At 69.2% G+C, this 13217-nt stretch carries 10 protein-coding genes; 5 read left to right on the top strand and 5 right to left on the bottom strand.

All coding sequences use genetic code 11. From position 1 onward, the window contains the following. Window positions 1-23 precede the first annotated feature (23 nt). The 3 genes from sufD to NRB56_RS23590 form a co-directional block, all read right to left on the bottom strand. Complete coding sequence (gene sufD / locus NRB56_RS23600; protein ID WP_153346022.1) at window positions 24-1163, bottom strand: Fe-S cluster assembly protein SufD; 1140 nt, start codon at window positions 1161-1163, stop codon at window positions 24-26. 83 nt (window positions 1164-1246) lie between these two features. Further along, entirely contained in the window at window positions 1247-2704 is a 1458-nt protein-coding gene (sufB, locus tag NRB56_RS23595; protein ID WP_153345688.1) for a Fe-S cluster assembly protein SufB, read from the bottom strand. Beyond that, complete coding sequence (locus NRB56_RS23590) at window positions 2701-3567, bottom strand: helix-turn-helix transcriptional regulator (RefSeq protein ID WP_319943430.1); 867 nt, start codon at window positions 3565-3567, stop codon at window positions 2701-2703. Before NRB56_RS23590 ends, sufB begins: the two co-directional genes overlap by 4 nt. A gap of 99 nt (window positions 3568-3666) precedes the next feature. On the opposite strand from NRB56_RS23590, the gene mptB reads away from it, so the two are divergent. From mptB to NRB56_RS23575, 3 genes are read left to right on the top strand one after another with little or no spacing between them, the layout of a single operon-like run. Continuing rightward, window positions 3667-5352: a polyprenol phosphomannose-dependent alpha 1,6 mannosyltransferase MptB gene (mptB, locus tag NRB56_RS23585; protein ID WP_319943429.1), complete on the top strand. Its 1686-nt coding sequence runs from the start codon at window positions 3667-3669 to the stop codon at window positions 5350-5352. Further along, a complete protein-coding gene (locus NRB56_RS23580) occupies window positions 5349-6281 on the top strand; it encodes an ABC transporter ATP-binding protein (protein WP_319943428.1) in 933 nt (310 codons plus the stop codon). Before mptB ends, NRB56_RS23580 begins: the two co-directional genes overlap by 4 nt. After that, window positions 6278-7066, top strand: coding sequence for an ABC transporter permease (locus tag NRB56_RS23575; protein WP_153345686.1), 789 nt, complete (start codon window positions 6278-6280; stop codon window positions 7064-7066). The genes NRB56_RS23580 and NRB56_RS23575 overlap by 4 nt, the downstream gene beginning before the upstream one ends. A 7-nt stretch (window positions 7067-7073) precedes the next feature. On the opposite strand, the gene NRB56_RS23570 is transcribed toward NRB56_RS23575, so the two are convergent. Then, window positions 7074-8345, bottom strand: a complete 1272-nt coding sequence (locus NRB56_RS23570) for an MFS transporter (RefSeq protein ID WP_153345684.1) — start codon at window positions 8343-8345, stop codon at window positions 7074-7076. Window positions 8346-8776: 431 nt separating this feature from the next. Here NRB56_RS23570 and mug point away from each other — a divergent pair, with 431 nt between their 5' ends. Together mug and NRB56_RS23560 are read left to right on the top strand one after the other, a co-directional pair. Then, window positions 8777-9334, top strand: a complete 558-nt coding sequence (gene mug, locus NRB56_RS23565) for a G/U mismatch-specific DNA glycosylase (protein ID WP_153345681.1) — start codon at window positions 8777-8779, stop codon at window positions 9332-9334. Window positions 9335-9662: 328 nt separating this feature from the next. After that, window positions 9663-10637, top strand: coding sequence for a COX15/CtaA family protein (locus tag NRB56_RS23560; protein ID WP_319943427.1), 975 nt, complete (start codon window positions 9663-9665; stop codon window positions 10635-10637). 166 nt (window positions 10638-10803) lie between these two features. Here NRB56_RS23560 and NRB56_RS23555 read toward each other — a convergent pair whose 3' ends face one another. After that, complete coding sequence (locus tag NRB56_RS23555; protein ID WP_153345679.1) at window positions 10804-13206, bottom strand: hypothetical protein; 2403 nt, start codon at window positions 13204-13206, stop codon at window positions 10804-10806. Between the last annotated feature and the right edge of the window lie 11 nt (window positions 13207-13217).

The following is a 13217-nucleotide window of genomic DNA, read 5'->3' as shown; positions in this document are numbered from 1 at the left end:
TTCTGAGGGCTGTGGTTTCGGGATCAGGCGCCGACCGCGGCGAGCTCGGCCTCGACGGCCGCCTCCAGCCGCTCCCGGACCTCGGGTACCGCGATCTTCTGGATGATCTCGTGGAAGAAGCCGCGCACCACCAGACGTCGCGCGACATCCTCCGGAATGCCGCGGGCGCGCAGGTAGAACAGCTGCTCGTCGTCGAAACGGCCGGTGGCCGAGGCGTGCCCGGCGCCGACGATCTCGCCGGTCTCGATCTCCAGGTTCGGCACCGAATCGGCGCGCGCGCCGTCGGTCAGCACCAGGTTGCGGTTGGCCTCGTAGGTGTCGGTGCCCTCGGCGGCCGCGCGGATGAGGACGTCGCCCACCCATACGGTGTGCGCGTCCGCCCGGTCGGAATGCGGATCTCCTTGCAGCGCACCCTTATACAGCACGTTCGACTTGCAGTGCGGGACCGCGTGGTCGATCAGCAGCCGCTGCTCGAAATGCTGGCCGTCGTCGGCGAAGTAGAGCCCCAGCAGTTCGGCGTCGCCCCCGGGACCGGCGTAGCGCACGGTCGCGGTGAGACGCACCAGGTCGCCGCCGAGGGTGACGTCGGTGTGCCGCAGCACGGCGTCGCGGCCCAGCACGGCGTGGTGCGCGGTGACGTGCACGGCGTCGTCGGCCCAGTCCTGGATCGCCACCGCGGTCAGCTTCGCGCTGTCGCCGAGCACGAATTCCACGTTCTCCGCGTAGGTTCCGCTGCCGCGCTGATCGATCACCACGGTGGCGACGGCGAAGTTGGCGAGCCGGATCTGCAGGTGGCCGTAGGCGACCCGGTCCGCGCCGGGGCCGGTGACGGTGATCGCGACCGGCTCGGCGACCTCGGTCTCCGTGCCGACGGAGACGATCGTCGCCCGTTCGAAGCTCGAATAGGCCTGGGCGGCAACGCGATCGGTCGGGGCACCGGCCGCGCCGAGGCGTCCGTCGGCGCGCTCGACCGTCTCGACGGTCACACCGTCGGTGGCCGTGACCTCGACGGTCGCGGCGCCGTCCGCGGCTGCGCTGCCGTCGTGCAGGCCGCGCAGCCGGCGCAGCGGGGTGAACCGCCACGACTCGTCGTGCGAGACGGGCACCTCGAAGGCGGTCACGTCGAACGAGGCGAACAGCTCACCCTTGTTGATCGCCGGCATCCGGGCCTCCCCGGCCGCCGCGATCCGGTCGGCCACGGCCGCGATCTCGTCGGCTCCCGCCGATACGCTCGCAAGCTTGCTCACTAGCCGACCGCTCCTTCCATCTGCAGCTCGATCAGGCGGTTCAGCTCGAGCGCGTACTCCATGGGCAGTTCCTTGGCGATGGGCTCGACGAAGCCGCGCACCACCATCGCCATCGCCTCGTCCTCGGTGAGGCCGCGGCTCATCAGATAGAACAGCTGATCGTCGGAGATCTTCGAGACCGTGGCCTCGTGACCCATCGTGACGTCGTCCTCGCGGATGTCGACGTACGGGTAGGTGTCCGAGCGGCTGATCGTATCCACCAACAGCGCATCGCATTTCACGGTCGACCGGGAGCCGTGGGCGCCCTTGTTGACCTGGACCAGGCCACGATAGGAGGCCCGGCCGCCGCCGCGCGCCACCGACTTCGACACGATGGTCGAGGAGGTGTTCGGCGCCAGGTGCAGCATCTTCGCACCGGTGTCCTGGTGCTGGCCCTCACCGGCGAACGCCACCGAGAGCACCTCGCCCTTGGCGTGCTCGCCGGTCATCCAGACCGCGGGGTACTTCATGGTGACCTTGGATCCGATGTTGCCGTCGATCCACTCCATGGTCGCGCCCGCGCTCGCCTTGGCCCGCTTGGTGACCAGGTTGTACACGTTGTTCGACCAGTTCTGGATGGTCGTGTAGCGGCAGCGGCCGCCGTCCTTGACGATGATCTCGACCACCGCGGAGTGCAGCGAATCCGACTTGTAGACCGGCGCGGTGCAACCCTCGACGTAGTGCACGTAGGCGCCCTCGTCGACGATGATCAGGGTCCGCTCGAACTGGCCCATGTTCTCGGTGTTGATCCGGAAGTAGGCCTGCAGCGGGATGTCGACCTGCACACCCGGCGGCACGTAGATGAACGAGCCGCCCGACCACACCGCGGTGTTCAGCGCGGAGAACTTGTTGTCGCCGGCGGGGATCACCGAGCCGAAGTACTGCTGGAAGATCTCCGGATGCTCCTTGAGACCGGTGTCGGTGTCGAGGAAGATCACGCCCTGCTTCTCCAGATCCTCGCGGATCTGGTGGTACACGACCTCCGACTCGTACTGCGCCGCGACACCGGCGATCAGCCGCTGCTTCTCCGCCTCCGGGATGCCCAGCCGGTCGTAGGTGTTCTTGATGTCCTCGGGGAGGTCTTCCCAGCTCTCGGCCTGCTTCTCGGTGGAGCGCACGAAGTACTTGATGTTGTCGAAGTCGATGCCCTCGAGGTTGGAACCCCAGGACGGCATCGGCTTGCGACCGAAGATGCGCAGTGCCTTCAGACGGATGTCCAGCATCCAGGACGGCTCGTTCTTCTTGGCCGAGATGTCGCGGACGACGTCCTCGGACAGGCCGCGCTTGGCCGCGGCGCCGGCGGCATCGGAGTCCGCCCAGCCGTAGCCGTAGGTGCCCAGGGACGCGAGGGTCTCTTCCTGGGTGAGGGGCGCGACGGGTGCGCCCGGATCCTGGCCTGCCGTGGTCGTGGTCGTCATTCGGCACTCCTTCCGGAGTCGAGTGGAGATGCCACCGCGGGCTGAGCGGTGGCTTTCTTGCTCCTGCTGTGCTTATCGGGCATGAGCGGGGGGTCTGCGTGGTGATGCTTCGCTGCCGCCTCCGACCCCTGACCGCTCATGCCGGGAGGCGGCAGGAGCAGGGGGACGTGCGTGGTGCAGGCGCAGTCGCCGTTGGCGATGGTCGCCAGGCGCTGCACGTGGGTGCCGAGCAGTTCGCGGAACGCCTCCAGCTCGGCGGTGCACAACTCCGGGAATTCCTCGGCGACGTGCGAGACCGGGCAGTGGTGCTGGCAGATCTGCACACCCGCGCCGACGGTCCGGGTGGAGGCGGCGAAACCGGCGTCGCTGAACGCGCCGGCGATCTCCTCCGCCTTGTCCCGGGTGGCCTCGGGGGTGTGCCGGGCCAGCTTGTCGATCCCGGCGACGATGGTGCCGACCCGTTTGCGGGCGAATTCCATGATCGCCGAATCGCCGCCGACCTCGCGAAGCTGCCGCATGGCCGCGCCCGCCAGATCGTCGTAGGCGTGGCCCAGCCGGCCGCGGCCCGCGGCGGTGAGCTGGTACTGCTTGGCGGGACGGCCGCGGCCCTTCTGCTGCCAGGCCGCGGATCGGGCGGCCCGAGCCTCCCCGGACTCGATGAGCGCGTCCAGATGACGCCGCACACCGGCCGGCGCCAGGCCGAGCTGCTCGCCGATCGCCGTCGCCGTGATGGGGCCCTGTTCCAGCAGCACCCGGATGATCGCCGCCCGGGTGTGCCCCTCGTTCGCGGGCACGGCAGCGGACCGGGCGCCCTCCGGGCGCCCGGAATCTACCTGCTCATTCGGCAAACCCACGGTTTTCACAACACCAGTGTGGCGGAATTCCTTCCCGCAATCCAGTAAGGGTGACCTGACCCGCTCCCGATGCGCGGAACCGGCACCGGCGGCCATTAGTCTGCTGTCGTGGCATTCGAGGGCGCGCGGCGCAGACTCATCGATGGCGGGCGCCGGGCTCTCGGGCTCGACGTCGCGACCACCGACCACATCACCCTCGCCTCCTTACACCACGTCGAGGCCGACGTACCCGAGCTCGACCCGCGCGAACTCGCCCAATTCCGGCGGATCCGGCTGCTCGGCGCCACCGGCACGGTACTCATCGCGATCAGCGCGCTGGGGGTGGCCGCGCAGCCGGTGTTGCAGAATCCGGTGTCCGGGGTGCGGGTGATCGGGGTGTTCGCGCGCTGGCAGACCTCCTCACTGGCGCTGTCGATGATCGGCACCGTCCTGGTGGTGATGGCGTGGCTGCTGCTCGGCCGGTTCGCGGTCGGCGGGTTCGGCGCGGCGCCGCTGCACCGGCTGACCCGCTCGCAGCTGGACCGCACGCTGCTGCTGTGGATCCTGCCGCTGTCGGTCGCGCCGCCGCTGTACTCCACCGACGTCTACTCGTACCTCGCGCAGAGCGAGATCGCCCGGCGCGGCATGGACCCGTACGTCGTGGGCCCGGCCAGCGGGCTGGGTGTCGGCAACATCCTGACCATGAACGTGCCGAACATCTGGCGCGAGACACCCGCGCCCTACGGGCCGCTGATCCTCTGGATCGGCCGCGGCATCGCCCAGATCACCGGCGACAACATCATTTTCGGGGTGTGGGCGCATCGGCTGCTGGCCCTCGGCGGGGTCGCGCTGATCGTGTGGGCGCTGCCGCGGCTGTCGCGGCGCTGCGGGGTGGCGCCGGTGAGCGCGCTGTGGCTCGGCGCGGCCAATCCGCTGGTGCTGTTCCACCTGGTCGCGGGCGTGCACAACGACGCGCTGATGCTCGGGCTGATGCTCGCGGGCATCGAGTTCTGCCTGCGCGGCATCCGGGACCGGCCCGGACCCTTCGACCGGCGGGCCTGGGGGTTGCTGATCTTCGGGGTGGTGGTCATCACCCTGTCGTCGACGGTGAAGTTCACCGGGATCATCGCGCTGGGCTTCGTCGGCATGGCCCTGGCCCGGCGCTGGGGACCGGGGCTGCGGCCGATCCTGGCCTCGGCGGCGACCCTCGGCGGGCTCGCGGTCGCCACCACGCTGTTCGTCAGTCTCGCCAGTGGCCTCGGCTTCGGCTGGATCTACACGCTGAACACCGCCGGCGCGGTGCGCAGCTGGATGTCGCTGCCGACCGCGATCGGGATCATCACCGGATTCGGCGGGGTGCTGCTGGGTCTCGGCGACCACACCACCGCGCTGCTGTTCATCACCCGGCCGATCGCGGGCGCGGTCGCGGCCTTCGTGACGCTGCGGATGCTCATCGCCACCTGGACCGGGCGGCTGCCCGCGGTGGGGGCGCTCGGCGTCTCGCTCGCGGCGATCGTGCTGCTGTTCCCGGTGGTGCAGCCCTGGTATCTGCTGTGGGCGATCGTGCCGCTGGCCGCGTGGGCCACCACCAAGGCGTTCCGGGTCCCGGCGGTCGCCTTCTCGGCGGTGGTGAGCGTGATGCTGATGCCGCGCGGCGCCGACTACGGCGTCTTCCAGATCATCGAGGCGGCGGTCGCCGTGGTGATCGTGTCGCTGGCGTTCATCGTGTGGACGCGCAACCGGTTGCCGTGGCGCGCGACGCCGGGGGTGTCTGCTCCGTCACAGCAGCCCGCGACATACGGTGTGGGCTCGTGAGTGTTGCTTCGCACCCGGCCGTGCGCATCGACGCGGTCGTGAAACGCTTCGGCGACACCACCGCGGTCGACGGCATCAGCTTCGAGGTGCAGCGGGCCGAGGTGCTCGCGCTGCTGGGCCCCAACGGTGCGGGCAAGACCACCACCGTCGAGATGTGCGAGGGCTTCCTCTCCCCCGACGCGGGCAGCGTCCGGGTGCTCGGACTGGATCCGATCTCCGACTCCGACCGGCTGCGGCCGCGCATCGGCGTGATGCTGCAGGGCGGCGGCGCGTATCCCGGCTCCCGGGCCGGGGAGATGCTCGACCTGGTCGCCGCGTACGCCGCCGATCCGCTGGATCCGGACTGGCTGCTGGCCACCCTGGGCCTGCGGGACGCCCGCCGCACCCCGTACCGCCGGTTGTCCGGCGGGCAGCAGCAGCGGCTGGCGCTGGCCTGTGCGCTGGTCGGGCGGCCGGAACTGGTGTTCCTCGACGAGCCGACCGCCGGGATGGACGCGCAGGCGCGGCACCTGGTGTGGGAGCTGATCGACGCGCTGCGCAGCGACGGGGTGAGCGTGCTGCTCACCACCCACCTGATGGACGAGGCCGAGCAGCTGGCCGACCGGCTGGTCATCATCGACCACGGCCGGGTGGTGGCCGCCGGCACTCCCGCCGAGGTGACCTCCACCGGCGCCGAGGGCCAGCTGCGCTTCACCGCGCCACCGAAACTCACCCTCGACCTGCTGGAAGCCGCACTGCCCGAAGGGTTCTCGCCGCGCGAGACCTCGCCGGGCGCCTACCTGCTGGAGGGTGACATCACCCCGCAGGTGCTTGCGACCGTGACCGCCTGGTGCGCGCGAATCGACGTGCTGCCCAGCGATATCCGCATCGACCAGCGCCGCCTCGAGGACGTCTTCCTCGAACTGACCGGACGGGAGTTGCGGAGTTGACCGACGCGGCAGCACGTTTCGCACCCGGCACCTTCCGCCCGGACCCGCGTCCGGCGACGCGGACGGCGATGCTGGCCGCGCAGACGCGGATGGAGCTGATCCTGTTGCTGCGCAACGGGGAACAGCTGCTGCTCACCATGTTCATCCCGATCACGCTGCTGATCGGGCTCACCCTGCTGCCGTTGAGCGGCAGTCTCGGCTCCCATCATCGGGTGGACCGGATCGTGCCGGCGATGATGATGCTGGCGATCATGTCGACCGGATTCACCGGGCAGGCCATCGCGGTCGGTTTCGACCGCCGTTACGGCGCGCTGAAACGCTTGGGCGCCACGGCATTACCGCGCTGGGGCATCGTCGGCGGCAAATGCGCGGCGGTGCTGATCGTGGTGGTGCTGCAATCGGTGGTGCTGGGACTGATCGGGGTCGCGCTGGGCTGGCGGCCGTCGATCACCGGACTGCTGTTCGGGGCGGTCGTGATCGCGCTGGGCACGGCCACGTTCACGGCACTGGGCCTGCTGCTCGGCGGCACGCTGAAGGCCGAGATCGTGCTGGCGCTGGCCAACATTCTGTGGTTCGTGCTGCTCGGGGTCGGCAGCCTGGTGGTGACCGCGGACAACATGCCGACCGCGGTCACCGTGATCGCGCGGCTGATCCCCTCCGGCGCGCTGGCCCAGGCGCTCGACCAGGCGCTGCACACGTCGGTCGACTGGTACGGACTGGTGGTGCTGCTGGTGTGGGGCGCGGGGGCCGGATACCTCGCCACCCGCTGGTTCCGCTTCGACTGACCCGCTGTCAGCCCTGCTGCGGGACCGTTCGCGGCGGTACCAGCACCGGACGGGCGTCGGCGGGCTCGCGGCGGTCGGCCCAGCGGGTCGTGGCCACCGTGATCGACAGCAGCAGCATCACATACGCGGTGAGCAGGACCGGATGGTCCGCGGTCAGCTGCTTCAGCATCGGCATCGTGCCACCGAACAGGGTGACGACGGCCGTGTAGGGCAGCGCCTCGGCCGTCACCCGGTAGCGAGCGGGTACCAGTCCGGCCAGCACCGCGGGCATGGTCGCGACCATCCCGGCCATGATCAGATGACTCGCCAGGACCACGATCCAGTAGCCCGGCACGCCGCCGTGATCCAGGCAGTACAGCAACGGCCCGATCGCGACCGTCATCACTGTCGCCGCGGACGACAGCAGCCGTGCGCAGCCGACCCGATCGCCGAGCCGGCCGAACAGCGGCAGCGCGACCACGTTCACCAGCGACGCCGTACTGGTCGCGAGCAGTACCTGGGTGTCGTCCAGATGCAGGAGGGTGATCGCGTACGCCGTCGGCACCGCCGACCAGAGGTAGAAGGACGCGGCCGCGCCGATGGTCACGCCGGCGACGGACAGCATCGGCACGGCCAGCGACCGCCGGGCGGACCACCACGAATAGGCTTGGTGCCGCCGCAGTTCGAACTCCCCCGACTCGGCCAGCCCGCCCCGCAACGCCGCGAACAGCATCGACGCGAGCGCCCCCACCAGGAACGGGATCCGCCAGCCGCCGGCCGCCATACCGTCCGGGCCCAGCGCCAGCACCAGCCCGAGCACCAGCAGGTTCGCGACGATTCCGCCGATGCAGGCGGCGGTCGCCAGCAGGGCCGCGCCGGCGCCGCGACGCTGCTGCGGGGTCATCTCGTACATGTAGCTGTGGCCGAGCGGCGTCTCCCCGCCGAACGAGAATCCCAGCAGCGTCCGCCAGAGCAACACCAGGATCGGGGCCGCCACCCCGACCGTCGTGCCCGACGGGGTCAGCGCCATCCCGAGCGCCGCGATCCCGGCGCCGGCCAGGCACAACCGCATCGCCGGTCGCCGGCCGCGGGTGTCGGCGTAGCGGCCCAGCACCAGGCCACCGAGCGGGCGGGTGAGGAATCCGGCCGCGAACACCGCGAAGCCGGAGAACAACGCGTGCTGTGGGTCACCGCCGAAGAACGACGGTCCGAAATAGCAGAGCAACAGCGGATACAACCCCCAGTCGTACGCCTCCAGGCCGAAACCGGCGCATACGGCGAGCAGTCGAATCCGAGACATCGGGCCACCCTTCTACGAGGGACGCCACCTCCCGCACGCGGCGCCGGACGAGGAAACGAGGTCGGGCGGCTGCGCAGACGGACGCGCAGCGTGGACGTCGGAAGCGGTGGAACGCCCGGCCCCCGGGCTCCGGGCACGGGATCGTGAGCGAGGACTCGGTCACCGATGTCGCCACGCTAGCGAACGACTCGTCAGCTATCGATCAGCTATTCTCCGATGTTCACCGAACCGTGATCGCCCGGACGGCGCACGATCCGGCGGTCCGGCCGAAATCGAGCCAGCACCACCATTTTCTGCGATCCGGTAGACCGCGCGTACGAGATCCGCGACACGATCGCGGCAGGACAGATGTCGAGGCACAGCAACCTTCAGTCATCGGACCGGCACCACCCGGACCCGGATCGGTCGGCGGGACTCGGCAGACTGTTCGGATGCCTTCCGCTCGACCCACCGCGGACCAGCTCGCCGCGGCGACCTCGGCGACGCTCATCGATGTGATCGCTCCGGATCTGCGTGTGCTGTTCTGCGGGATCAATCCCGGCTTGTGGTCGGGCGCCACCGGCCATCACTTCGCCCGGCCCGGCAATCGGTTCTGGCCCGCGCTGCACCGATCCGGATTCACGCCCAGGCAGTTGCGTCCCGACGAGCAGGAGGAGTTGCTCGAGTTCGGGCTCGGCATCACCAACGTCGTGCCGCGCACCACCGCCCGCGCCGACGAACTCACCGCCGAGGAGTTCCGCGCGGGCGGCCGAGCCCTGATCGAACGCGTCACGCGATATCGCCCGCGCGTCCTCGCGGTGCTCGGGCTCGGCGCCTATCGGACCGCGTTCGGGCGCCCACGGACGACCGTCGGCCGCCAATCGGAATCCATCGGCGACACCGAGGTCTGGGTACTCCCCAACCCGAGCGGCCTCAACGCGCACTACACCCCCGCCGCGCTCGCCGACAAGTTCCGCATCCTGCGCGAGGCGGTCGATCACCCGGCCTGATCGCGCCGGACCCTCACCGGTTTTGCACTCACTGCACATTCGCACCGCCTGCCGCCGATGCGCCTTTCGGCAAGGCGCAGGCGCAGTGGCATCCGACCGTGGCGGCAAGACCGAGGTGCTCGTGGGCCGGCGCGATCCCGCGCGGGCATTGCGAGGCCGCTCGCGCACAGCCCGCCGCCATCGGATCCTGCTTCCGGTCCGCCGCGAATCGACTCCGGCGTCGGTGGCCGGATGTGGCACGTTCGGCGAAATGGCACGCAGTGCAACTAACGACGGCGTGTAGTAGGCCGCGCGCGGCCGGGACGATGTACCGGACTACCATCGTCACGTGCTGTCACGCGCCCTCTTGCGAATCGTCGACCTGCTGCCGCTGCCGTCGCTGCGGGTGCAGCGGATCCTCGCCGCGTTCGCCGTGCTGACCCAGGCCGGGATCTCGGTGACCGGGGCGATCGTGCGGGTCACATCGTCCGGGCTGGGGTGCCCTACCTGGCCGCAGTGCTTCCCAGGCAGTTTCACCCCGGTACCGCACGCCGAGGTGCCCTTCTGGCATCAGACCGTCGAATTCTCCAACCGGCTGCTCACCTTCGCGGTGACGTTGTCCGCGGCGCTGGTGGTGCTCGCGGTGATCCGCGCGCGGCGGCGGCGCGAGGTGGTCGGATACGCGTGGCTGATGCCGGGCGGCACTGTGCTGCAGGCCGTCATCGGTGGCATCACCGTCCGCACCGGCCTGCTGTGGTGGACCGTCTCGATCCACCTGCTCGTCTCGATGCTGATGGTGTGGCTGGCCACGCTGCTGTACGCGAAGGTCGGCGAGCCCGACGACGGCGTCGACGTGCCGCAGGTCCCGAGCCCGCTGCGGTGGCTCACGGCACTCAGCGCCGTCCTGCTGGCCGGGGTGCTGGTGGCCGGAACCCTGGTGACCGGCGCCGGTCCGCACGCCGGGGACAAGAGCGCCGACAAGCCGGTCGCCCGCCTCCAGGTGGAGATCGTGACGCTGGTCCACGCGCACGCCGAACTGCTGGTCGCCTACCTGTGCCTGCTGATCGGCCTCGGCTTCGGCCTGGCCGCCGTCGGCACCACCCGCGCGATCCGCACCCGGCTCACGGTGCTGGTGATCCTGGTCTGCGCCCAGGGCCTCATCGGCCTCGTCCAGTACTTCACCCACGTCCCTGCGGCCCTGGTCGCCTGCCACGTCGGCGGCGCCGCGGCCTGCACCGCCGCCACCGCCGCGGTCTGGTCGGCCATGCGCACCCGCGAACGCGTCACCGCGCCGACCCGGACCCCGGTCGCCCGCCCGGCCTGATCCGCGCCTCCGGCCGACACCCCTCGCCCTGACTACCCCGGGCGGCAGGCCGATTCGCTGGGCTCGGGTGATTCTCGATGCCGAACGTGCCGGGCGGCGCCGCGCAACCGGCAAGGCCGGCGTATTCGAATCCCGTGAATACCCACGAGTCGGCCCGATGGTTTCCTCACGCGTCGTGGATTATCGAGCCGGAGAACTGCATGGTGATCGCGGTGGCATTGGACAGGTCGACTCTCGACGGGTTGATCGTGACGTTCCATGCGGCGAACGGGGTCGGTTCGAAGTAGCCGTAGCTCACTTCGCGGTCGACTGCGCCATCGACCGCCACGTAGCCGTAGGTGCTGTTGTCGAAGGTCCAGTCGGGGGAGCCGATTTTCTTGGGGGACACCCGGTACTCGAAGATGCGATTCAGCGGCTTGCTGGTGAATTGGTAGGTCTTTTCCCGGTCGCGGTCGAGGTAGCCGCCCTGCGTTCCGATCTGCACTCTGACCGATGTGCCGTGGCGCAGTGCGGCGTTCTCTATCCATACCCTCACCCGTGTGAGGCGGACTCGCCCGAAGTCGGCGAACTCGTCGGTCTCCAGGGGGATTGTGAAGCAGGCGGTACCGGTTTTCTTGAATTCGGCGAATATCTCGGGCGCGGTTCTGTCGTCGATGATGAATCTCTTGTCGGAGAGAATCTGTGGCGGTCGGAAGAAGCGCTCGAGGGCCGTGGCGGAGTCCATGGTGATGTTGGTCAGGTCGGTCAGTCCGGCCGCGAGTTGCCCGACGTCGTCGAGAATGCGCGGGCGAACGACCGAGGGCGCGAGAGCCCAGTAGAAGTACGAGGCCCGGTAACCCTGCAACGCGGTGAACAGTGAGCTTTTCATGTCGAGGTAGCGCCGGTACAAGCGCTGCATCAACGCAGGCATCGGCGCTTGACCCTCGACCAGGGAACGCACGTACTTCTCCAGCTGCTGTTGCTCCTGCTCGGCCAACTTTTTCTGCAGGCTGACCGAGGCGTATTGCTGACCTGCCGCGACCGCCGCCACCTGGGCGGTGGCCAATCCCTGGCCGTAGATGGCGACAGCGTCGACAGCGAGTGCGAGGTTTTTGGCGTACCCGATGCCCTCCTGGATCGGGCCGGCGAGCATGGCTTCGGTGTTCTGCCGGTAGATCTGCCATTGGTAGATCGCGGTGAGGTCCGCCCCGTCGGTGTCGAGGTTCGTCTTTCTGAGCTTGTCCGCGCGGTTCTCCGCGTCGTGGAAGCTCTCGACCGCGGCGACGATCTCCATGGACAGGACGTAGACCTTCTGCAGCACCTCCGCGATCTTCTCGAGTTGGTCCATGCAGTCCGCGAGGCTCTTGGCCAGGTCCGCGAGCTCACTCCCGGCCCTGGCGGCGGCTTCGACCGCTTGCACTCCCTTGATCGCGGAGCCCGCGGCGGCGGCGCCTGCGGCGGGGTCACCGACGAGCATTCCGGCGATCCCGACACCGAAGGTGATGATCGCGGTGCCGAGCGTGATGGTCGTCTCGAGGATCTTTTTCTGTTTCCACTCGGGTACCCCGACCTGCTCGAAGTCGATCTGCAGGTCACCGGCGACGCGCTGGGCCTTCTCCAGCTGGTGCTGCGCGGCGGTGACTGCGGCAGTCGCGTTCTCGAAGTTGGTTTTCGCCTGAGCGAGCAGCCGGGTGGTGAAGCGGGTCTCGTGGATTTTGTTCGCCAGCAAGGTCTCGGCGAGCTGAACGAAGTTGTCGGTGACGACCTTCTGGGTACCGAGGGCCTGGTAGTCGGCCTCGTATTGCTCGGCCTGGGCGACGAATGCCTTCGCCAGTTCGGTGTAGACCTGCCGGCTCAGGTACGGGACGAAGATCGCGCCGTCGGACTCCGCGTGCATCTGCGCGGTGAGCAGGGTCAGCAGCGAGGAACTGCGCAGGAACACATCCAGCAGGTCGGGGTGGTGCCCCGACCAGTTCTTCAGCCACGTCAGCTGGCGCAGTGCCAGCTGCGGGTGGGTGTCGTAGATCAGGGCGGCCACGAGGAATTCGGTGCGCAACGCCTGGTGCAGATAGTCCACGGACTGTGGTGCGACACCCATGGATCGGTCCAGAGAGCTCTGGACCGGGTTGCCGCCGCCACATTTGATCCATACGCCACCCGCCGGTGGCGCAGCTTCGATGACGGGCAGGGCGATGTCGCCGGAGGCGGTCACCGCCTCGCCCTGCACGCTGCCGGCCAACTCGTCGCAGAAAAGCACGAATCGGGCACCATGGTTGTCGCGAAAGTCCAGCGTGACCTTCAGTCGCTCGTCGCTCTGCACCCGCCGCGCCTGAATCCACAACACCATGTCGCGAAGGCGCCATGAGGTCCCGGCGGGGACATTCACGACGTCGGCGATCAGCATCACCAGCGGAGGGTCGAAACCCGAACTCCGCAACGCGGTTCGAACCTCGCTCAGATCGAGGTACATCGCGCGGAACACGGCGTGGTTGGCGTCGATCTCCGTGGCCGACGCGCAGGGCACGCGGCCTTCGCGTTCGAGTTCCTCGTAGAGCCTGCGCCATTCGTAGGACTGCGTCGAGCCGTACACGGCGGACCCCT

Origin of the sequence: Nocardia aurantia (assembly GCF_009604425.1) — a bacterium.
GTDB lineage: Bacteria > Actinomycetota > Actinomycetes > Mycobacteriales > Mycobacteriaceae > Nocardia > Nocardia aurantia.
This window is presented reverse-complemented; position numbering and strand designations above follow the sequence as displayed.

What these genes read in the sequence shown, in the direction of transcription:
- sufB (WP_153345688.1), bottom strand. Translation starts at nt 2,704, where the DNA reads ATGACGACCACGACCACGGCAGGCCAGGATCCGGGCGCACCCGTCGCG.
- mug (WP_153345681.1), top strand. Translation starts at nt 8,777, where the DNA reads ATGCCTTCCGCTCGACCCACCGCGGACCAGCTCGCCGCGGCGACCTCG.
- NRB56_RS23570 (WP_153345684.1), bottom strand. Translation starts at nt 8,345, where the DNA reads ATGTCTCGGATTCGACTGCTCGCCGTATGCGCCGGTTTCGGCCTGGAG.
- sufD (WP_153346022.1), bottom strand. Translation starts at nt 1,163, where the DNA reads ATGCCGGCGATCAACAAGGGTGAGCTGTTCGCCTCGTTCGACGTGACC.